The organism is Nostoc sp., assembly GCF_036918245.1.
GTDB lineage: Bacteria > Cyanobacteriota > Cyanobacteriia > Cyanobacteriales > Nostocaceae > Nostoc.
The window spans coordinates 120,763-140,893 of the sequence record NZ_JBALEF010000106.1; the positions used below are offsets into that span (position 1 = coordinate 120,763).

16 protein-coding genes, 1 tRNA gene and 1 CRISPR repeat array are annotated in these 20,131 nt (G+C 41.3%); of the genes, 13 read left to right on the top strand and 4 right to left on the bottom strand.

The window, feature by feature from the left end; translation table 11 throughout:
- Window positions 1-139: 139 nt before the first annotated feature.
- Both V7L12_RS31210 and V7L12_RS31215 read left to right on the top strand, forming a co-directional pair.
- On the top strand, window positions 140-856 hold the full coding sequence (locus V7L12_RS31210) for an ROK family protein (protein WP_335090334.1): 717 nt from the start codon (window positions 140-142) through the stop codon (window positions 854-856).
- 734 nt (window positions 857-1,590) lie between these two features.
- Entirely contained in the window at window positions 1,591-2,145 is a 555-nt protein-coding gene (locus V7L12_RS31215; RefSeq protein WP_335090336.1) for a peptidoglycan-binding domain-containing protein, read from the top strand.
- Between the two features lie 67 nt (window positions 2,146-2,212).
- On the opposite strand, the gene V7L12_RS31220 is transcribed toward V7L12_RS31215, so the two are convergent.
- Window positions 2,213-4,633: a sucrose synthase gene (locus tag V7L12_RS31220; RefSeq protein WP_335090389.1), complete on the bottom strand. Its 2,421-nt coding sequence runs from the start codon at window positions 4,631-4,633 to the stop codon at window positions 2,213-2,215.
- Between the two features lie 735 nt (window positions 4,634-5,368).
- Window positions 5,369-5,441 (bottom strand) — tRNA-His (locus tag V7L12_RS31225).
- Between the two features lie 124 nt (window positions 5,442-5,565).
- Between V7L12_RS31225 and V7L12_RS31230 the strand changes: the two genes are divergently transcribed.
- From V7L12_RS31230 to V7L12_RS31275, 10 genes are all read left to right on the top strand, one after another.
- Window positions 5,566-5,949 (top strand): DUF4359 domain-containing protein, encoded by a 384-nt coding sequence (locus tag V7L12_RS31230; protein WP_292786681.1) that lies wholly within the window; start codon window positions 5,566-5,568, stop codon window positions 5,947-5,949.
- 288 nt (window positions 5,950-6,237) lie between these two features.
- On the top strand, window positions 6,238-6,984 hold the full coding sequence (locus V7L12_RS31235) for a sirohydrochlorin chelatase (RefSeq protein ID WP_335090338.1): 747 nt from the start codon (window positions 6,238-6,240) through the stop codon (window positions 6,982-6,984).
- The gene (cobA, locus tag V7L12_RS31240) at window positions 6,981-7,760 is read left to right on the top strand and encodes a uroporphyrinogen-III C-methyltransferase (RefSeq protein WP_335090340.1); all 780 of its coding nucleotides are present in this window, start codon (window positions 6,981-6,983) and stop codon (window positions 7,758-7,760) included. Before V7L12_RS31235 ends, cobA begins: the two co-directional genes overlap by 4 nt.
- A 336-nt stretch (window positions 7,761-8,096) precedes the next feature.
- Window positions 8,097-8,516, top strand: a complete 420-nt coding sequence (locus V7L12_RS31245; protein ID WP_335090342.1) for a DUF1636 domain-containing protein — start codon at window positions 8,097-8,099, stop codon at window positions 8,514-8,516.
- Window positions 8,513-9,253, top strand: a complete 741-nt coding sequence (locus tag V7L12_RS31250) for a cobalt-precorrin-6A reductase (protein WP_335090344.1) — start codon at window positions 8,513-8,515, stop codon at window positions 9,251-9,253. Before V7L12_RS31245 ends, V7L12_RS31250 begins: the two co-directional genes overlap by 4 nt.
- A 93-nt stretch (window positions 9,254-9,346) precedes the next feature.
- Window positions 9,347-9,841 (top strand): PEP-CTERM sorting domain-containing protein, encoded by a 495-nt coding sequence (locus V7L12_RS31255; protein WP_335090345.1) that lies wholly within the window; start codon window positions 9,347-9,349, stop codon window positions 9,839-9,841.
- Window positions 9,842-10,831: 990 nt separating this feature from the next.
- Window positions 10,832-11,701, top strand: a complete 870-nt coding sequence (locus V7L12_RS31260; RefSeq protein WP_334825718.1) for an inositol monophosphatase family protein — start codon at window positions 10,832-10,834, stop codon at window positions 11,699-11,701.
- Between the two features lie 50 nt (window positions 11,702-11,751).
- Window positions 11,752-12,729, top strand: coding sequence for a 2-dehydropantoate 2-reductase (locus V7L12_RS31265; protein ID WP_335090347.1), 978 nt, complete (start codon window positions 11,752-11,754; stop codon window positions 12,727-12,729).
- 251 nt (window positions 12,730-12,980) lie between these two features.
- Entirely contained in the window at window positions 12,981-14,471 is a 1,491-nt protein-coding gene (locus V7L12_RS31270) for an ABC transporter permease subunit (RefSeq protein ID WP_335090349.1), read from the top strand.
- Window positions 14,464-15,198, top strand: coding sequence for an amino acid ABC transporter ATP-binding protein (locus V7L12_RS31275; RefSeq protein WP_335090351.1), 735 nt, complete (start codon window positions 14,464-14,466; stop codon window positions 15,196-15,198). The genes V7L12_RS31270 and V7L12_RS31275 overlap by 8 nt, the downstream gene beginning before the upstream one ends.
- A 125-nt stretch (window positions 15,199-15,323) precedes the next feature.
- On the opposite strand, the gene V7L12_RS31280 is transcribed toward V7L12_RS31275, so the two are convergent.
- Window positions 15,324-15,575 (bottom strand): hypothetical protein, encoded by a 252-nt coding sequence (locus V7L12_RS31280; RefSeq protein ID WP_335090353.1) that lies wholly within the window; start codon window positions 15,573-15,575, stop codon window positions 15,324-15,326.
- A gap of 117 nt (window positions 15,576-15,692) precedes the next feature.
- Window positions 15,693-17,243: a cytochrome P450 gene (locus V7L12_RS31285; RefSeq protein ID WP_335090355.1), complete on the bottom strand. Its 1,551-nt coding sequence runs from the start codon at window positions 17,241-17,243 to the stop codon at window positions 15,693-15,695.
- Window positions 17,244-17,425: 182 nt separating this feature from the next.
- On the opposite strand from V7L12_RS31285, the gene V7L12_RS31290 reads away from it, so the two are divergent.
- On the top strand, window positions 17,426-18,010 hold the full coding sequence (locus tag V7L12_RS31290; RefSeq protein ID WP_335090357.1) for an NADPH-dependent FMN reductase: 585 nt from the start codon (window positions 17,426-17,428) through the stop codon (window positions 18,008-18,010).
- Window positions 18,011-18,053: 43 nt separating this feature from the next.
- Window positions 18,054-20,092: direct repeats of the CRISPR family, unit length 37 nt; unit sequence GTTTCAATCCCTAATAGGGATTTTGATGAATTGCAAT.
- The last annotated feature ends 39 nt before the right edge of the window (window positions 20,093-20,131 follow it).

Genomic DNA, 20,131 nt, shown 5'->3' on the forward strand with positions numbered 1-20,131 from the left:
CGGAGGGGAAAAACTTACTGCAACTTCTCCCCTGCTCCCCCACTCTCCACCAATATAAAGACTCTCCAAACATCCAGATATTATCAAATGCAGCAGAGCATAATAACGAAATAACAAGTATTAACAAGGATGTAACTCAATGGTTGAAGAAAATGGATCGATTCGTACCCTATCAGTTGATATTGGCGGTAGTGGCGTTAAGGCTATGGTTTTGGATATTACGGGGAATCCTGTAACAGAAAGAGCGCGTTTAGATACACCGCAACCTGCGACACCGGAGGTTGTAATTAATGCAATTGTGGTGTTAGCCAGCGCTCAAGGTGAATTTAATCGCGTTTCGGTCGGTTTTCCTGGTGTGGTGCGGTCTGGAGTCACGGAAACAGCGGTAAACTTACATCCAGATTGGATCGGATTTGATTTGGAAACAGCATTATTAAAACACTTAAACAAGCCTGTACAGGTGATTAATGATGCAGATATGCAGGGTTTTGGTGCGATCGCAGGTAAAGGTGTCGAATTGGTGATTACTCTGGGTACGGGGTTTGGTTCGGCTTTATTTGTAGATGGGAAGCTAGTACCAAATATGGAAATGGGACATCATCCGTTTCGCAAAGGGGAGACTTTTGAGCAGCAGTTGGGGCGTGCAGAGTTAGAAAAAATTGGTGAGAAAAGATGGAATAGGCGTTTAGAAAAAGCGATCGCATCTTTGCAACATCTGTTTAATTATGACTACCTTTACATTGGCGGTGGTGAAGCTGTGAGAGTGAATTTCCAGCTACCATTAAATGTCAAACTCATCCCCAATATCACTGGTTTATTAGGCGGTATTGCTTTGTGGCGAGATGAAAAAAGGTAAAAAGTTTTTCAATATCCACAACTGGGCGTACTAAGCGATATCTAAGGGCGGCCTACGCCTACATCCTTTTTGATTAAGGTGCATCCTTTCTCAAAGTTTCAAAATGATATAAAAATTAACACAGATTAGACAAGAGAATTGCACAAACATTATGTTCAGTGCCCCTGTGTAATTTTGTCATGTAATATCTAAACTTTAACTCAAATTTAATACCGTACAACAAGGTTGTGCGGTTTCATTCTTTTGAGATTAAAGTGTGCGCTTTCCGAGAATAGGTTGAAAGAGCGACATAAGTTGTGATTGATAAAAAGTTTATAACTTCCTGTAAAATAGGAAAAAGTGTTGGAAATTAAGAGCTTTTAATCAATAGTTAAAAAACTGACTCGATGAATTCAGTAGTATTTTTAATGGCAGTATAAACATGATAAAAGCAACATCAGCATACCAAGCACGCTCCAAATATAACTGGGTAAATTTGTTTGATGACATTCCCAGATGATCGTATAGTATGTTATTGTCTAAACCATTGATTTAGATAGTATGTCTGATAACTTGATGGCTTGATTAATGATATTAATCTGATTAAATGGAATCGGAGGTGAGCAAACATGAACATGAAAATATTATCTGGAAAAATTAGTACATGACTTTTTTGTTTGGTCAGTATGTACTATCCCAAACAACAACAATGTTGTTGGTTAAAAGAAATGTTGGTTGAAGTAAAATAAACTAAAATGACTGAAATTGGCCTGATGATGACGGGCGTGTTAACAATAAGACAAGCATCTGGGAGCAATTTGCCACAGCAGCAATTATTTCAAATGGAAAATGACGTAAACCAGTCAAAACAGAGTCAGTTAGAGATAACTGCTAAAGTTACACCACCTGAATTCATGCAGACAGATGGTATTTCCCAGGCTTCTCTCTCAGCGCTGAAACTAGAAAAAGAACACATACTTCAGAAAATCAGCAAAAAGAATCTGGGACTAGTTTCTTCTAACTTAGGTAAGCCTAAGAAGTCTTTTCAATCTGGAGGTAAAGTCCGTACAAAGGCTACAGGAAAGTTCCAAAAGTTTAGTAGCCAACCTCTACCGACTCTTTATTTCGGTAGTTCTGGTATTGCTGTCAGAGCCTTACAACAGCTATTAGTGTCTAACGGTTATGCTGTGAGAGTGGATGGGATTTTTGGCGCACTAACAGAGACTGCTGTCAAAGCCTTTCAAAACCAGCGAAATTTAGGTGTAGATGGAGTAGTTGGTCAACGAACATGGAGTGCGTTGACAATTTAGTTATTTGTTTATTCTCCTTAGTCATTTGTCTTTAGTCTTTAGCTAATGACAAATGACAAATGACAAACTAACGGTACTTATGCTGCTCTAATAACTGTTGCGCTCTTGGCTTGTAAATTAAATAAAACAAAGCCTCGATATAACGCAATAAATCTTCCCGATTTTCCTTTGAGGTAAAGTTCCAGAAGCCATAAATTCGTGCTAATGATAATAGCTTGCTAGTGTGAATTTTCCAAGTATAGGTGCTGTAAACTCGGTCAATTCCTCGCTGGGAAATTTCATTCCAATAGTTAGGATTTTGTTCGGATTTAGTGATAAATTCCACAATTTTGGTGGCTGTCTCCTCTAAATTTGTCGGGTTAATCAAAAAGCCATTCACCTTATTTTGAATAATCTCCAATGGCCCACCAAACTGTGTGGCAAAAGTCGGTAATCCTGAAACCATCGCTTCTAAAATTGTCAAACCAAAAGCTTCAAATAAAGCTGGTTGTACAAAAATTCCCTGATGATCGGCAATGACTCGGTAAATTTCACCGGAATCAGTTTTGGTCAGGCGCACACCCAGCCACCGAATCTTCCCGTGGAGATTGTACTGGTCAATTATTTGGTAGAGTTTGATAATTTCGTCACGTTCTTCGTTGTCGCCTGATTCTTCGACGCGCAATTTACCCGCTACCAAAATTAAGTTGCAATGCTCTTGTAATTCTTTACTTTGACCATAACATTCAGCTAAACCTGTGAGGTTTTTGATGTGGTCAAGACGCGCCATTGAGAAGAGAGGGCGTTTGTTAGGATCGTCAAGTTTGCCAAAGATTTGTGTGGGGTCTTCCAGAGTAAAGAGTGTTTCTGCAAGGCGTTGGCGATCGCTCTCCACCCGGTCTTTATTCCGGGTGTAGGGGAAGTAATTATTTTCGTTTACTCCAGGCGGTACGACATTAAATTTGGGACTAAATAATTCAATGCCATTGGTCACATGGTACAACTCTGGCATGGTGAAGCACTTATAAGACTCGTACTGTCCCACACTATCCGGTGTTCCCACAATTTCTTGGTAGGTGCTGCTAATCACAAAATTAGCAGCATTCATCGCAATCAAATCAGCAGTGAATTGCAATGAAAAATGATATTTCTCCTCTAATTCTTGCCAGTAGAGGTTACTGAACAAGTATTTAGATTTTTCTAAAGCATGGGCAACATTGCATTGAGTAACTTTTAGCCGTCGCGCCAGCAAGAATGCAACTAAATTCCCATCAGTATAGTTTCCAACTATTAAGTCAGGTGTGCCGTGAAATTCTGCCCGTAGTTCTCTTTCGGAATCAATCGCGAAAGTTTCTAGATAAGGCCAAAACTCAAACCGAGAAATCCAGTTTTGAGTCATGTTAGGGTTAAAATCCCGTAAAGGCACTCGCAAAATCCAGGCATTTTCGGTACCAAAGACTTTTTCTAGGCGTTGATTACAAAGGGTTCCATCACTATTGGGAATCAAGCGGGTGAGAATAATCACCTTTGGCTCGACATTCAATCCCTCTAAACCGGCCAGCAGAGCATCTTCTTGTAGCTGCTTCTCTAGGCTCTTTGCCTGGTCAAGGACGTAAACTACCTGACCGCCGGTATCGGGACGCCCTAAAACTCCCTCTTGCCCAAACCAACCGTGAGCTGACACCAAGACGATTTTAAAAATCATCGGAACACGAGAAATGAAAGCTTCTAGGGTCTGAGGATCGGCAGAATCAATCAATTCATCAAGAATATTTAAGGTTTCCCGCACTCGCGCTGCGGTGTTACCCCAACCCGGCTCAAAACCCATTGTTTGCAATTGGAACCGGAATTTTTCGTAGGGTTCATCATCGGGGCGATCGCTAACAAATGTTATGGCTTTTTTAACTTGCTGGGAAAGTTGCTGCTGCGATTGAATGCGATCGTTGAGCAGCAGTTGAACACCGTTGTAGTGGTGTAGGCGCAAGAAATTCAACAAGCTGTCCAGCAATTGTTTAGAGTCTTGAAATAGTTGGCTGGAAAGATAGCGGTTGAGGTATTGTACCCCTTTACCAATATTTTTTGGGTCGCGGATGACTGGGGAGTAGTCATAAAACGGGCCGAAGTCCAATTCTAGCAGGCCGCCCTCGTTAGGATGATATTTGTTCACCAAGCGATCGCGCAGATCCAACAAATCCTGCACCGTCATCGGCTCAATGCTTAAGTCTGATGTCAACCAATAAACTTCTTGGCTGGCAATCTTAGAACGGATGATAAAACAGAAGTTTGAGTCCTCCTGAATAATTTCCTGAGTATAGTAAATGAGTTTGCCTAACTCCGAGGAAGTGTAAAAAGTCTCAGGTTTCTGGGACTTGGAGCAATACTCACTATATACATTGAGTATGTCGTTCCGCAGCAAGTACTTCTTTTCTTGTTGGCGTAATTCACTAATAAAGGAACGTAAATCACTTCTTTCTTCACTATCTAAGACTGCTTGAAGCAATTCAGACATAGCAACTCCACTAAATGACGATGTTTGCATTGTTAACTTTTTAGGCGAGACAAATAAGCCTCCACCTTTTCTGAGATACATATAAACACGAAACAACACAGATAAATTATATTTATCTGTGTACATACAAGTATCAACTTTTCAGTAGGCACTTATATCATGTTCTACTTTACTTAAAGTATCTATGACTCAGTATTTTTGGATCTCACTAAAGGAATACAATTTTTATTTCTTTTGATAGATGTTAGTAAATAACTGCATCATGATATTTTGGGCACAAATTATCACGCCCTCAACTGCTTGATTTAATCTTTACAATATTATTGACCATTCTTCTAGGCATTTTTTAACAGTTAAATGTGCGTTCAAGAACTTCTGACACTCAAATTCCCGACTTTTCTAAGAAATCGGGAATCTTAATATAAATAGCTCATGCTCCAGAGAAGTATGAGCATCTGCTTAGTTCGATAGCATAGTAACAGGTTCTCTATCCTTAGCCAGTATCGTAGAGAAGTAGCTGATCATAAGACATTGCACACCTAATTTTCATTTAGAAAGTAGATTTGCTTATAAACATCAACTTATTGATAAAATAATGAATTGTCGTAGGTTTGTAATCTTTCCAAGTCTATGAACTCGTAGACGACAGATCGTTGCTAAAGTAATGGTTATGAATGTTCAGAACCACAACCGATCTTTATATAGGAATCTATATATCAATATGAAACTATCTAGGGCGAACGATGGGAATTGAACCCACGAATGGTGGTACCACAAACCACTGCCTTAACCACTTGGCTACGCTCGCCATTCAACAATTTGAATTATAGCAATAATTTGGCAATCGATCAAGAGTTTTTGTTCAAGGAACGGACTTAGTTGATTTAGAGTCTCTGGAATCTAACGATTACAATGAATTTTACTTGGGAAATATGAAACCATTGACCATCATCGCGTATACTGGAGCAGCAGTAGGCCTCGCCGCCTTGGGTGTGACAATGGCGAAAACCAATCCCGGTCAGGTTGAATATGAAGAATATGCAGTTCAACGCCTGACAAAATACTTAAAAACTGATGTATGTAAAAAAACTACGAATATTATAGAAAATTTAATCCGTTTTAATTGCGATAAATTGGTTGACTCGGCTAGCCCGCAAATCCAAGAAGTTATTGCCAAGACTACAGAAAGACAAAATTACGTTATTTTTAGTGTTTATCGTACAGATTTAAAAATAAATTCTTGGATACCTTCGTACAAATTTGAAACGGTAGGAGCTTTTAATCAATTTTATACTTACACTGCTGAAGAACAATAAGGTAAGCAGTAGGGGAAGAATATACAGCAGAATTCAGGAGCAAAGCCGGAGACTCCGAAGCTCCGGTCAGAATGGGCTACGCCCCGTTGCGCTAACAGAAGAAAAACAGGCTTTATACCCGGTTTTGAAACGAATAGGTGTGTAGTTTACAACTTGTAATCCGCTGTCAAAGTGATTAAGAATACTTCTGTTTAGTAATTGATAATAGTTTCAATAATTACCAGAGTACTTATGAACCCCAGCTTAATGTTAAGTAAGATATAGTAACTGAGAGTTCAAGCTTTGCCGATGTCATCTGCCTATCTGCTATTATCTCACGGAAGTCGCGACCCGCGCCCAGAAATTGCTATGCAGCAACTAGCTAGGCTGGTATGTCACAAATTGCCAAAAAATCACAACTCAGTAAATAGCGAACATTTGGTTGGCATCGCTGCTTTAGAAATGAGTCCTCAGCCTTTACACGAGCAAATTCAACAATTTGCTAAAAGCGCTTTTGGCGATTGCCCACTGTCTCAAAATGAAAATCGCCTCAAAATTGTACCGCTATTTCTACTGCCGGGAGTGCATGTGATGACAGATATTCCCGCCGAAGTAGCACTAGCACAACAGGCTATTGGTCAAGATATGATCATTGAGTTGCAACCATATTTAGGTTCTCATCCTAATTTAGAGAAATTGCTGGCAAAACAAATAGCTGCTATAAAAGCAGAAGCATGGATTCTCTTAGCTCATGGTAGCCGTCGCCCAGGTTCGCAAAAAACTGTGGAAGCAATGGCGGCGAGTTTGGGAGCCGTGACTGCTTATTGGGCTGGGCCTCCTAGTTTAGAATCACGGGTGAAAGAGTTAGTAACTGCTGGTTATCGGGAAATTGCAATCTTGCCATACTTTTTATTCGCTGGTGGAATAACCGATGCGATCGCCAGCTCAATAGAGGAGCTAAAATTACAATTTTCTGCGGTGAATTTCCAATTGGCAGAGCCACTGGGAGTAAGTGCAGAATTAGCCGAGCTAATTTGGGATTTAACAGATAGATGAACCGCACAATAACAGAGAGGAACAAGTATTTGGGAAAGGTTTATTTAGTAGGTGCGGGGCCAGGTGATCCAGGACTAATAACTCTGAAGGCGAAAGGTTTGTTGGAATGTGCAGATGTAGTCATCTATGATGCCTTGGTGAGTCCGGCAATTCTGGCAATGATTAATCCCCAAGCAGAGCAAATTAATGCTGGTAAACGTGCGGGGAGACATTCGTTGTTGCAGTCAGAAACAACTCAATTGCTGATTGATAAAGCGCAGGATCATGCAATTGTAGTGCGCCTAAAGGGTGGCGATCCGTTTATTTTTGGTCGCGGTGGCGAAGAGATGGAAGAATTAGTCAAAGCTGGAATATCAACGGAAGTAGTGCCTGGTATCACTTCGGGAATTGCAGCGGCAGCATACTCAGGTATTCCTTTGACTCATCGGCTCTATAGTTCATCAGTGACATTTGTCACTGGTCATGAGGCGGCGGGTAAGTATAGACCGATTGTAAATTGGAGTGCGATCGCTCACGGTTCCGAAACCATTGTAATTTATATGGGAATTCACAATCTGCCTTATATTGTGGAAGAATTAAGTGCAGCTGGGTTGAATTTAGAAACGCCGATTGCTTTGGTGCGCTGGGGTACGCGACCAGAACAAGAAGAATTGATTGGTACTTTAAAGACAATTGTCAAACAGGTAGAGGAAACTGGATTTAGTGCGCCTGCGATCGCAGTTATTGGACAAGTAGTGAATATGCACAGTATTTTATCTGGCTGTCGCCCAGTTTGATGGTTAGCGCAAAGCTTGTTGTTTCGTATTCTCCGATAACCCTAGTGTATGATCGATAAGGTTATTCGGTTCTGGTGGGAGTCAGCTACCAGGGGTAACTCTTAAAGTTCGGTGCAAATCCGGCGCTTGGGAGCAACTGTGAACCAATTTGAGATTAACGGGACTTACAGCTATTTTCAGGTAAATAGACCACGCGGTAGGGGCGCAAGGCCTTGCGCCCCTACAACAGATGTGGTTCAAATACTTGAATTCTGCTGTAATCGAAAATCTCAAATTGAGTGAGTCAGGATGCCCACCGAAATAGATTTATTAGTTTCACATATCTGCGAGGTACAGATGACTACTACTGTAAATATTTCCCCAACTAGTCCTTTGGGTGTTACTGAACATACTTTATTTGTTTGCAAAACCTGTGCCAGTGTTTGGCAAAATGGAAAACGCTTAGGTGAAAGTGGTGGTGAAAAACTTCTACACGAACTTCAGCAGCTTGCACAAGATTGGGAATTACGAGATCAATTCCCGATTCAGGAAGTTGAATGCATGAGTGCTTGTAATCGTTCTTGTGTAGTCGCCTTTGCTGCCAAAGGTAAATTAACATATTTATTTGGTGATTTAAGCGTTGATGGTAGTGCCTCTGCGGTACTGCAATGTGCTAGTCAATACTATGCCAAAGCAGATGGTTTACTGCCTTGGTCAGAACGTCCAGAAGCAATGAAAAAGGGCATTTTAGCAAAGATTCCACCTTTATCTAAATGATCCGCGTTTTGATTCTGGGTGGGACGGGTGATGCAGCAGAATTAGCTGCCAAAGTTACGACTATCCAAGGGTTAGAAGTAATCACCTCTCTAGCTGGTCGCACCCGTGAACCATCAGTACCGTTGGGCGATTTACGGGTTGGAGGCTTCGGTGGCGTGGCTGGATTGGCTAGCTATCTGCGAGTCATGCAAATCGACTTATTAATTGATGCAACCCATCCTTTCGCTACTCAAATTTCTTTTAATGCAGCAGATGCAGCAATGGAAGTTAGAGTACCCCGTCTGATGTTAATCCGTCCGCCTTGGGAAAAAGTAAGTGGCGATCGCTGGATTGAGGTTGATAATGTTGCAGCCGCAGCAACAGCCCTGCAAAACCAGGCACAGCGGGTATTTTTGACAGTTGGTAGACAAGAACTCGCTGCTTTTGCTCACTTGGAGAAAATTTGGTTTTTGATGCGGATGATTGACCCTCCTGGCGATGATGCTTTAGTACCGCCGGGGATGGTATTGTGCGATCGCGGGCCCTTTACCCTCAATAATGAGAGACAAATTCTGATTCAGAATAACATTGATACCATCGTCAGCAAAAATAGCGGTGGTGATGCCACAAAGCCCAAGATTATTGCAGCGCGAGAACTGGGCGTAAAGGTTGTGATGGTAAATCGTCCAGCCATACCGCCAGGGGAACAGGTTAGTAATGTTGATGCTGCTTTAGCGTGGTTATTCGATCGCTACTAAGTAAATAGGCAAGATTGATAATACGATCTTTGTTAATTTCCGTATAATACACCGGAACCTTCTACAAGAAGCGCGATCGCACTAACGAGTTCCATGAAAAATCTAGCTCTATCTGCCATAGCCCTCGCCACCACATCTGGATTAGTTTTCGGGACAATGCCAGCAGCTTCTGCTTTAAGTTGGAACTGGAATTATTCTGGTACTGGCATAGAGGCGAACGGTACTTTCACCACTAATGACACCCCTAACAATTTGGGTTTTTACCTGATTACTGGAATTACTGGTACACGAAATGGTGAAACAATTACTGGTCTGCAACGCGCCGGTACTCCAATACCAGGAAACGAACCTTTTAATGTTGATAATTTAATTAGTCTTAATACTCAGCAGTTAACGGGTGACGGTTTTGGGTATTCCACTTCTGGAGGAAATTATTCAAGTCCATTTTTCGCGAGTTTTTTGCCGACACCAGGATATTTAGAGGTATTTTCTGCGCCGCCAATGATACCAGGTTTTGAAAGTTTGGGATTGGAAGATAGTGAGTTACCCATTAATTTTTCTGCAACTATATCTAATCACCGTTCCTAAACCCACTTCTATCCTTAGCTTACTTATTCTTGGCACTCTTGGCACATTTTCAGTACTCAAAGGCCACAAGCTATCCAAATTTACTCAGAAGAAGCTTGAAAAAGTTTCCTAAAACCATCAATAACAATTCTAGGACTTACGCACAGGTAACGGAAAACGAACCACAGAGAAGCCAGTGCGTTAGGCGGGTTTCCCGACTTGTTCGCGCAGCGTCTCCCCTTGGGAGAAGCAACTGGCGCGACACAGAGGTAACAGAGAAATGAGAGTTTGAGAGGGTTTTTGCGTAAGTCCTAAATTCAAAATTGTACCCTTACAGGAAAACAAGCTACGCGTAGCGTCTTGTAGAGAAGAGAGTTTCAAATGGGAATTTAAAGCCCGATTGTAGCTTGCTTTTTGTATGGTAAATTTTACTAAGTATAGTTTTGCGTAAAAGCGTAGCGTTTTTAATGCAGAGGAACGCATTAACAATGTAAGCCGCCGCATTAACAATGTAAGCCGCCGCATTAACAATGTAAGCCGACACATTAACAATGTAAGCCGCCGCATTAACAATGTAAGCCGCCGCATTAACAATGCAATCCTACACATTAACAATGTAAGCCGACACATTAACAATGCAATCCTACGCATTAACAATGCAAGCCGACGCATTGGCATTGTAGAGTATTGCCTTTCTTTAATTCGCTATGAATTAATGAAATGCTGTACTACGTGTTGACGTTCGGTCTTAAACCCTTACAGCAGTTTTCATGTATTTGAACCACATCTGTTGTAGGGGCGCAAGGCCTTGCGCCCCTACTGCGTGGTCTATTTACCTGAAAATAGCTGTAATTTTACTTGCGATTTTTCCATAGGCTCTTTGAGATACACGGGTTAAAGTAATATAGCAACGGTGGTATCATTGCATCCAAATGATACCGTGATTTTGTCTAGAGATAAAATTCTATCGCCTTGTCAACGGTAGATTATTTATAAAAGGAGTTTGCTGCAATGTCCACAACACCAACTACTCGATTAATTTTAGAGACTTTACTCCCTCATCTCAAAGTAGCAGCAGCCTATGCCCATTTTCTACAACCAAAAATTGCTGCACTTCCTGCCAAACAACAAGGAAATAACTTTTTTAGTGCTGCACTTACTGATGCAGATGTGGCTATTCAAAATCTGGTAGAAGTAGTATTACTAGGCACTTTTCCCGATATTCGCTTTTATGGTGAAGAATATGAAAGTTCTAACAACACCAAATATTTTCGCGCTACCGACCTTGGTTCAGAAGGTGATTACTTAGTCACACTCGACCCGATTGATGGCACAAAGTTTTACATGGATGGACATTCTAATTACCAAATTATTCTCAGTATTCTAAATTCGGATGACTTTGAAGCAGTAATTGCCATTTCTCCTGCCCAAAACGTTTATTTTTATGCCCTTCGAGGTGAAGGTGCTTTTAAAGGGACGCTGGAGATGAACTTAGCAGCTTGTGCCCCATTAGATATAACATCCGCCAAACCTGCTATTTTGTTGGGATGGGGAATGAATTCCATCGCACATTTACTAAAAGATAGATATAAAGTAATCGATATAGCGAATGATTACTCTAGTGATATTCAAATTCCCAATCTCAATGGTATTCTCAGTGGCGACTTGAGTGGAGCAGTGATCAAATCGGGCAAATTTATTGATGGTGCTGCACTCGCTTTTATTGCCAGAGAAGCTGGCTGGATTGTAACTACTCTTGACGGTTCAACTTTACCGCCACTGCATACTTGTGAAAATTATAGTCTGCCTGGATTGATAATAGCTGCCTCAAAATCTATTTATCAAGACCTACTGAAAGCGATGCAAAGCGTAACTGTTTGATGTAAAAGCAATTGGATACCGTCTTCCACGACTCATATTCTTTTGACAAAATGAAAATCTGTATTGTTGGCGCGGGTGCGATTGGTGGATATTTAGGGGCAAAACTGGCACTAGCAGGTGAAGAGGTGATACTGATTGCTCGTGGTTCTCATTTGGAGGCAATTCAAAGAAATGGGCTGAAGTTGCTCATGGCAGATGGTTCCAGCCAAATTGTTACTCCGTTGGCAACTAGCGATATTCAGTCAGCGGGGACGCAAGATGTAGTAATTTTAACTGTCAAAGCTCACAGTGTACCTGCGATCGCACCTCTTCTACCTGCACTCTACAATCCTCACACGATGGTGGTGACAGCCCAAAATGGCGTTCCTTGGTGGTACTTTCGCAAGTATGGCGGTGAGTATGAAGGTACGTGGATTCAATCTGTTGATCCAGATGGGATTATTGAAGCTAGTATCGGTGCTGAACGTGCTATTGGTTGTGTTGTTTACCCAGCAACTGAGATAATTGCACCAGGTGTAATTAAACATATTGAAGGCGATCGCTTTACTCTTGGTGAAATCGACGGTGCTAAAACAGAACGTATCCAATTATTAGCACAGACTTTAAAACAGGCAGGATTCAAAGCACCAATCCGCAATCAAATACGCACGGAAATTTGGATCAAGTTGTGGGGAAATGTGGCATTTAATCCGATTAGTGCCCTGACTGGTGCGACTCTAGAGGATATTTGCCGCTATCCCCTCACCCGTGAACTAGCGTGGCAAATGATGACAGAAACCCAAGCGATCGCAGAAAATTTGGGTATAAAGTTTGGCATTACTTTAGAACAACGAATTAATGGGGCAGAAAGTGTTGGTGCCCATAAAACCTCAATGCTACAAGATATTGAAGCTGGACGCGCTACGGAGATAGACGCTATTGTTGGCGCGGTGGCAGAATTGGGAAAACTTACTCAAATTCCTACACCTTATATTGATGCGATTTATGCCAGCGTCAAGTTACTGGAGGCAACCAAAGTCAGAATTTGACAGTCGCTAATTACAACATTTCATTAATTCATAACAAATTCTCTGCGTACCTCTGCGCTTACCTCCGCGCTCCTCTGCGTTTAAATTTCAACCCTCAATTCGCCACATTTTACGTGTTTACAACTATTTTCAGGTAAATAGACTATGCGGTAGGGGCGCAAGGCCTTGCGCCCCTACAACAGATGTGGTTCAAATACATGAAAACTGCTGTAAGGTGCGGAATTTAAATTATTTATATAATGATCAAGTTTATGAAGAAAAAGAAAGTATGGCTATTAACGATACTGGTTCTAACAGTAATAGGAATCAGCATCATCACAGGACATAGTAATTCTCTAAAAGCTGCTTCATCTTTAGGCAAAGACACGCTGACGATGATTACTTCCCCAGATTATCCTCCTTATGAGTTTTATGATACTAAAGGAGGCGATCGCCAAATCGTTGGCTTTGATATAGATATTGCCAAAACCCTTGCTGAAAAACTAGGGTTTAAACTTAAAATAATGGAATCCGATTTTAATGGATTAATTCCTGCACTCCAAGCAAATCGTGCTGACTTTGTAATGGCTGGGATGACTCCGACTCCAGAACGTCAGAAAAATATTGATTTTTCAATTATTTATTACGAAGCCAAAGATACAATTGTCGCTCCTAAAGGTAGCAACCTGAAGCAGCCCCAAGACTTATCAGGAAAAAAGGTTGGGGTACAACTAGGAACTATACAAGAACAAAATGCTCAGAAAATTGCTAAAAAAGTTGCAGGTATTCAGCTAAAGCAACTCAACAAAGTGCCGGAAGTAGTTCAAGAAATCAAATCTGGGCGAATTAATGCAGCAATTGTTGAAGATACCGTCGCCAAGGGATTTGCCCAAGCTAACCCAGATTTAGAATTTAATATAATTCCCTCAGAGGAGGCAAGTGGATCGGCGATCGCTTTTCCTAAAGGTTCTTCTTTTGTAGAACCGTTTAACAAAGTCCTTCAACAAATGAAAGACGACGGCACATTGAATAAGTTTGTCGCCAAATGGTTTTCACAGAATACTACCGCCAATCCTGCATCTTCAACTCCTGCCAAAGGCGGATTGAATCTTGACTTCACCAGAATTCTTGGAGATATTCCCTTTATTCTGCGGGGAATCCCTTTAACTTTGTTGTTCACGCTATTATCCGTATCCTTGGGGTTAATCTGGGGAACAATACTGTCTCTATTAAAAATTCTCGGCATCAAGCCGCTTACCTGGGTTGCTAACGCCTACACCTCTGTTTTTCGAGGTACACCTTTGTTATTACAGTTGGCGTTGGTTTACTACGCAACACCTCAGCTTACAGGCTATGACATTTCTGCATTGGAAGCTGGGGTGCTAACTTTTACCCTGAATTCTGGCGCTTATATGTCGGAAACCATCAGGGGTGGGATTCAGGCGGTAGATAAAGGGCAAAGTGAAGCGGCGATGTCTATGGGTGTTCCCTATTGGTTGATGATGTGGGATGTGATTTTGCCCCAAGCATTAAAGAACATTCTCCCCGCATTGGTAAATGAAACTATCGGATTGCTCAAAGATTCCGCGCTGGTTTCAACGATTGGGGTAGTGGAAATATTACGCAGCGCCCAAATCGTTGGTGCAAATAAGTATATTTATTTTGAACCACTGCTATTTGCAGGATTAATCTACTATGTTTTGGTAATGGGTATGACCTTGGGTGCATCCGCTTTAGAAAGGAGGTTACGGGAAAGTGAGTAATGTAGTAATTCGCACGGAATTCTTATCTAAATCCTTTGGCAAACTCGACGTACTCAAAGATATTTCCACTGAGTTTTATCAGGGGGAAGTGGTTGCTATACTAGGCCCTTCTGGTTCAGGTAAGTCTACCTTTTTACGATGCATAAACTTACTAGAACAACCCACCAGAGGCAGAATCTACTTTCACGAGCAAGAAATTACCAATCCCAAGGCAAACATCGCTAAAGTACGTCAGCATTTGGTGATGGTATTTCAACATTTTAATTTGTTTCCCCACATGAATGTGCTGCAAAATGTCACCTACGCACCCATCAAGGTGAAAGGAATAAACAAGCAAAAAGCAGAAGAATATGGCTTAGAATTGCTTGCTAAGGTAGGTTTAGAGCCAAAAGCTAATGTGTACCCATCCAAACTATCTGGGGGACAGAAACAGCGAGTAGCGATCGCTCGGGCATTAGCAATGGAACCTGAGATGATTTTGTTTGATGAACCCACCTCTGCCCTAGATCCAGAAATGGTCAAAGATGTGCTGGAAGTGATGAAAGCTTTAGCGCTATCTGGAATGACAATGGCGATCGTTACCCATGAAATGGGCTTTGCCAGAGAAGTTGCCAATCGGATTATGTTCCTCGACCAGGGAAGTTTAGCAGAAGATACTACTCCTGACGAGTTTTTTCAAAATCCTCAGTGCGATCGCGCCAAGCAATTCTTAGAAAAAATGCTTTAGAACAATTGAAATTTGCCGCTTTTCTTGTATTCTTGAACTTACGCATTGACAAAAAATGCTAAATATACATAAGTTTCAAAACTACATCTTTTCGCAAGGGCACAGCATTCCTCATTGGTGTCAACTTAATGTGAAACCCTGGCAATGGCAATGAATGCGTTGGCTTGCATTGTTAATGCGTTGGCTTGCGTTGTTAATGCGTTGGCTTGCGTTGTTAATGCGTTGGCTTGCATTGTTAATGCGTTGGCTTGCATTGTTAATGCGTTGGCTTGCATTGTTAATGCGTTGGCTTGCATTGTTAATGCGTTGGCTTGCATTGTTAATGCATCGGCTCGCATTGTTAATGCATCGGCTCGCATTGTTCTAGCCGTAGTCACACAGATTAGGACAGTATTGATTGCTCAAAGTTTTGAAACAACTGGGTTTTGACTCAGCACTCAGCTATAATGCATCTCAATGCAATGCCAATGCGTTCCTCTGAAATGGTATTATCCCTACTTTCTCAACCGAAAGCGCACAGGCATTCTATCAGGCGGATAAATCAAAAGGTTTTGCTGTAACTGTTCCAGAGATGATCGACCGTTGACTAACTCCCAGTCAAAGTAGTGAAGCAGTAGTGCCAGCATCATCGTTCCTTCCAGCATTGACAAATGCTCTCCCAAGCAACGATGAGAACCTGAGCCAAAGTCTAGCATTGGCAGTTGACTACTTTCCTTACTTTTGTCTAACCAACGCTCTGGCAGAAATTCATCGGGATGAGAATAGACTTCTGGATCTCGTCCAGCAGCAAGCATTGACCAGAATATTTTCGTGCCACGAGGAATAACCGTACCCTCAATAACAGTGTCACGTTGAGCCTCCAATGAAGTCGAGCCGGAAGCGACTGAATAAAGGCGCAAAGTTTCCTTGAGAATAGCGCGGATGTAATTCAAATCCTTAAGGCTTTCTCCATTAATACTGCCTTGACTTTCCCAAGCTTGGTCAACAACGGACTGTGCCTGCTGCAAAACCCTTTGATTTAAGGTCAACTCTCCTATTGCAAAGGATAAAGTATGGGCCGTGGTATCAGTACCAGCGATTAAAAGTTCAATAACTTCTGCTATCAGTGTTTCCCGATTGTATTTTGGTTCTTTGGCAGCTATTTTCACTAACATTGATTCCTGGAACAAAGGACTTACCTGTGGTAAATCGGTCTGATTTTGTTCTCTCATCTGTAAAGCTAAGTCTACACGGGGAGTAATAAACTCCTCTAAATCTCGCCTTGCTGCCCAATAATCTCGTGAGTTCTTAGTTGGCAGATATTTCATCCATATCTTCTCGCCAGTAGCTACCCGTAGGAACCGATAGCCGACAATAGCCATCGCCTCATACACCTTGAGAACATCAAGGGGTTGTCCTTCATGACTAGTAATGTTTCTATCCACAGGAATGCCCAGTACTAAAGAGCAAATCACCCTCATTGTTAGTTCTACAAACAGAGGATCTACCTGAACTTCTGGTGAGGCAGCTGACTGAATTTTCTCAATTACTTGTTCGCAAGCTTGGCTAATAATTTCCACATATTTGGAGAGACCGCTAGAACTGAATTCAGGGTTCCAAGCCTTGCGTCTGTACTGCCACTCACTTCCGTTTTGACCTAAAAGAATGGGCCCACTAATGTCGTTCCAAGCTTTGCTCGCTCGCTGTGACCTAATTAGGCTACCGTCTCTCATCCCATTAACAATGGTGTCTTCAATAACTTTTGGCTTACTCAAAACGAGAACTGGCTGGCCAGTCCAGTAAACATACATTGGCCCTAGCTGCTGGCTCCAATCAAACAATAATTGGAAGAATTTCTTCTCTTTCACTGCTGCTAATACTTGAGGAATATTTCCTAATAGCCAGTGTCTCTTAGGAGAGGGAAAGGACTGTAGAGATTTGTAAGTATTTTTTTGTTTCCACCACCGCCAACCAAATATTCCCGCTGTGCTAGTAATGCCTAAGACTGTAACTAAATATGGAAATGAGTCAGAAAAAGCAATTTGAGCAGCAATCTCTTGGAACATAAATCCGCCTTTGCCCAACAAAACTTAGGTTATTCAGATACTACCGTATTGTTTCTAGATTGGTTCAGCGCGGTTCTCAGTTGAGTGGTTTCTAAAGAAAATCTAAAGGTAGCAAATAGCGATCGCCTGAAAACAGGATAATGCAGCTGAACAGGTTAATCCTTCCCATTCAACCTAGAATTATGGCGTCTACACCCAAAATCCTCGCCTTTGCCGGCAGCACCCGGATTGATTCTTACAATAAAAAATTGGTAAAAATCGCGGCAGCTGGCGCTAAGGCAGCAGGCGCAGAAGTGACTTATCTAGACCTCCGCGATTTACCTTTACCTCTGTATGATCAAGATTTGGAAGCTCAAGAAGGACTACCTGCCAACGCCCGCACGTTTAAGGACTTGATGATTTCTCATCAAGGATTGCTGATTGCTTCGCCGGAATATAACAGTTCACTCACAGCAGTTTTGAAGAATGCCATTGACTGGGCATCTCGTCCATCTCCAAATGAAGCACCTTTGGCTTTGGCTGCTTTTGCAGGGAAGGTTGCTAGTATTATGAGCGCTTCCCCAGGCGCTCTTGGTGGTTTGCGGGGGTTAGTTCACCTGCGGTCTATTTTGGGAAACATCAAAGTTTTGGTACTTCCCGACCAAGTAGCCGTACCCAAAGCTTATGAAGCCTTTAATGCTGATGGCACATTAAAAAATCCGAAACAGCAAGAATCTATTGAGCGGTTAGGCGATGGCTTAACAAAGATATTGCTGAAGCTTAACTAAATTCTTCAGGTGTTCAGTAAATAACGAACACCTATAAGTAAATGTTTGAATTCCTAATAGGGATTTTGATAAATTGCAATATCCAATATTGGGTAAGAAAGCGAATTTGCTTATCGTTTCAATCCCTAATAGGGATTTTGATAAATTGCAATGAAAATCATAGCCTGTGAGTTTTTCTAATTCGTCGTTTCAATCCCTAATAGAGATTTTGATGAATTGCAATCTTTAGGATAAGCATCTTTCTTACCACGCCACGCAAGTTTCAATCCCTAATAGGGATTTTGATGAATTGCAATTTGGAGGCAGAATATTGCCCCCTGTGGCCTCAGTTTCAATCCCTAATAGGGATTTTGATGAATTGCAATCTTCAGGGAGGATTAGCAGCAGCAGTAATCCACGTTTCAATCCCTAATAGGGATTTTGATGAATTGCAATTCGCTTGCAAAAATTTCCAATGGGATTCTTATTTGAAGTTTCAATCCCTAATAGGGATTTTGATGAATTGCAATCCGGTTTGCCCAAGTCGAAATCAACCTTAAACCCGTTTCAATCCCTAATAGGGATTTTGATGAATTGCAATCCGTGCCGGAACCCAGATGGAGGTGATCGAGTGTGTTTCAATCCCTAATAGGGATTTTGATGAATTGCAATTAAAGCACAGACACCAACAGCCTCTGATGAGTCGTTTCAATCCCTAATAGGGATTTTGATGAATTGCAATTCAACAGAATTCATCTCTGATGAATCATTGCCCGTTTCAATCCCTAATAGGGATTTTGATGAATTGCAATAGGTTTCGCCATTTCCTCAATTGGCTTTTTAGGGTTTCAATCCCTAATAGGGATTTTGATGAATTGCAATTAGTGCAAGCATGATTAATAATCGTCGGGGTCAATGTTTCAATCCCTAATAGGGATTTTGATGAATTGCAATAGCTCAAAACGCGGTCAATGACGATTAATCCAGGTTTCAATCCCTAATAGGGATTTTGATGAATTGCAATAAATATCCTGGTCTATTGTCCGGTGGTGGGGCCGTTTCAATCCCTAATAGGGATTTTGATGAATTGCAATCTTACCGTTCCTATCAATCGGAAAGCGATCGCCAGTTTCAATCCCTAATAGGGATTTTGATGAATTGCAATTCTGATTGCGATTTGCTGATTACTTTATCAAAATCGTTTCAATCCCTAATAGGGATTTTGATGAATTGCAATACCTTCAAGCCACAAGTTAAACTGTACTTTTTAGGTTTCAATCCCTAATAGGGATTTTGATGAATTGCAATTCGGCGATTCTTCTATCACTGTTCCCAGTATTAAGTTTCAATCCCTAATAGGGATTTTGATGAATTGCAATTATGAATGTGAAGGCACACCGGATGACTGGGCAGGTTTCAATCCCTAATAGGGATTTTGATGAATTGCAATTGGGATGCCAATTCGATTGGCGATCGCTTGGGCTGTTTCAATCCCTAATAGGGATTTTGATGAATTGCAATAATGGCTAATGCCTGGGCTTAATAAAGGTGCGATCTCGTTTCAATCCCTAATAGGGATTTTGATGAATTGCAATTTTTGTAATTGGCACTGTTTGTGATTTTGGTACTGGGGTTTCAATCCCTAATAGGGATTTTGATGAATTGCAATTTGAAATATCCTGGTCTATTGTCCGGTGGTGGGACAGTTTCAATCCCTAATAGGGATTTTGATGAATTGCAATTTTGCATAATGCTTATATGCTTTCTGCTAATTTGGGTTTCAATCCCTAATAGGGATTTTGATGAATTGCAATTGGGCAGATGCACTTTTACGCACTGCGGTTGACAAGTTTCAATCCCTAATAGGGATTTTGATGAATTGCAATTTGGAGTTGAGGATAAACTGAAAATCCCAATTTCAAAGTTTCAATCCCTAATAGGGATTTTGATGAATTGCAATAAACTGGAATCTGCTTCAAAATCAGCATTTTCACGTTTCAATCCCTAATAGGGATTTTGATGAATTGCAATTTTGTCGTTGAGAAACAGGAGTTGCCTATGAAATAGTTTCAATCCCTAATAGGGATTTTGATGAATTGCAATGGCGGTAGCCTGAAAGCCAAGCTGTATTTAGTTTTCAAG

Excerpts from the sequence above, each read along its gene's own strand:
- V7L12_RS31215 (WP_335090336.1), top strand. The coding sequence starts at position 1,591 with ATGACTGAAATTGGCCTGATGATGACGGGCGTGTTAACAATAAGACAA.
- V7L12_RS31290 (WP_335090357.1), top strand. The coding sequence starts at position 17,426 with ATGGCGTCTACACCCAAAATCCTCGCCTTTGCCGGCAGCACCCGGATT.
- V7L12_RS31270 (WP_335090349.1), top strand. The coding sequence starts at position 12,981 with ATGAAGAAAAAGAAAGTATGGCTATTAACGATACTGGTTCTAACAGTA.
- V7L12_RS31285 (WP_335090355.1), bottom strand. The coding sequence starts at position 17,243 with ATGTTCCAAGAGATTGCTGCTCAAATTGCTTTTTCTGACTCATTTCCA.
- V7L12_RS31235 (WP_335090338.1), top strand. The coding sequence starts at position 6,238 with ATGTCATCTGCCTATCTGCTATTATCTCACGGAAGTCGCGACCCGCGC.
- V7L12_RS31255 (WP_335090345.1), top strand. The coding sequence starts at position 9,347 with ATGAAAAATCTAGCTCTATCTGCCATAGCCCTCGCCACCACATCTGGA.
- V7L12_RS31250 (WP_335090344.1), top strand. The coding sequence starts at position 8,513 with ATGATCCGCGTTTTGATTCTGGGTGGGACGGGTGATGCAGCAGAATTA.
- V7L12_RS31210 (WP_335090334.1), top strand. The coding sequence starts at position 140 with ATGGTTGAAGAAAATGGATCGATTCGTACCCTATCAGTTGATATTGGC.
- V7L12_RS31265 (WP_335090347.1), top strand. The coding sequence starts at position 11,752 with ATGAAAATCTGTATTGTTGGCGCGGGTGCGATTGGTGGATATTTAGGG.
- V7L12_RS31260 (WP_334825718.1), top strand. The coding sequence starts at position 10,832 with ATGTCCACAACACCAACTACTCGATTAATTTTAGAGACTTTACTCCCT.
- V7L12_RS31245 (WP_335090342.1), top strand. The coding sequence starts at position 8,097 with ATGACTACTACTGTAAATATTTCCCCAACTAGTCCTTTGGGTGTTACT.
- V7L12_RS31220 (WP_335090389.1), bottom strand. The coding sequence starts at position 4,633 with ATGTCTGAATTGCTTCAAGCAGTCTTAGATAGTGAAGAAAGAAGTGAT.
- V7L12_RS31230 (WP_292786681.1), top strand. The coding sequence starts at position 5,566 with ATGAAACCATTGACCATCATCGCGTATACTGGAGCAGCAGTAGGCCTC.
- cobA (WP_335090340.1), top strand. The coding sequence starts at position 6,981 with ATGAACCGCACAATAACAGAGAGGAACAAGTATTTGGGAAAGGTTTAT.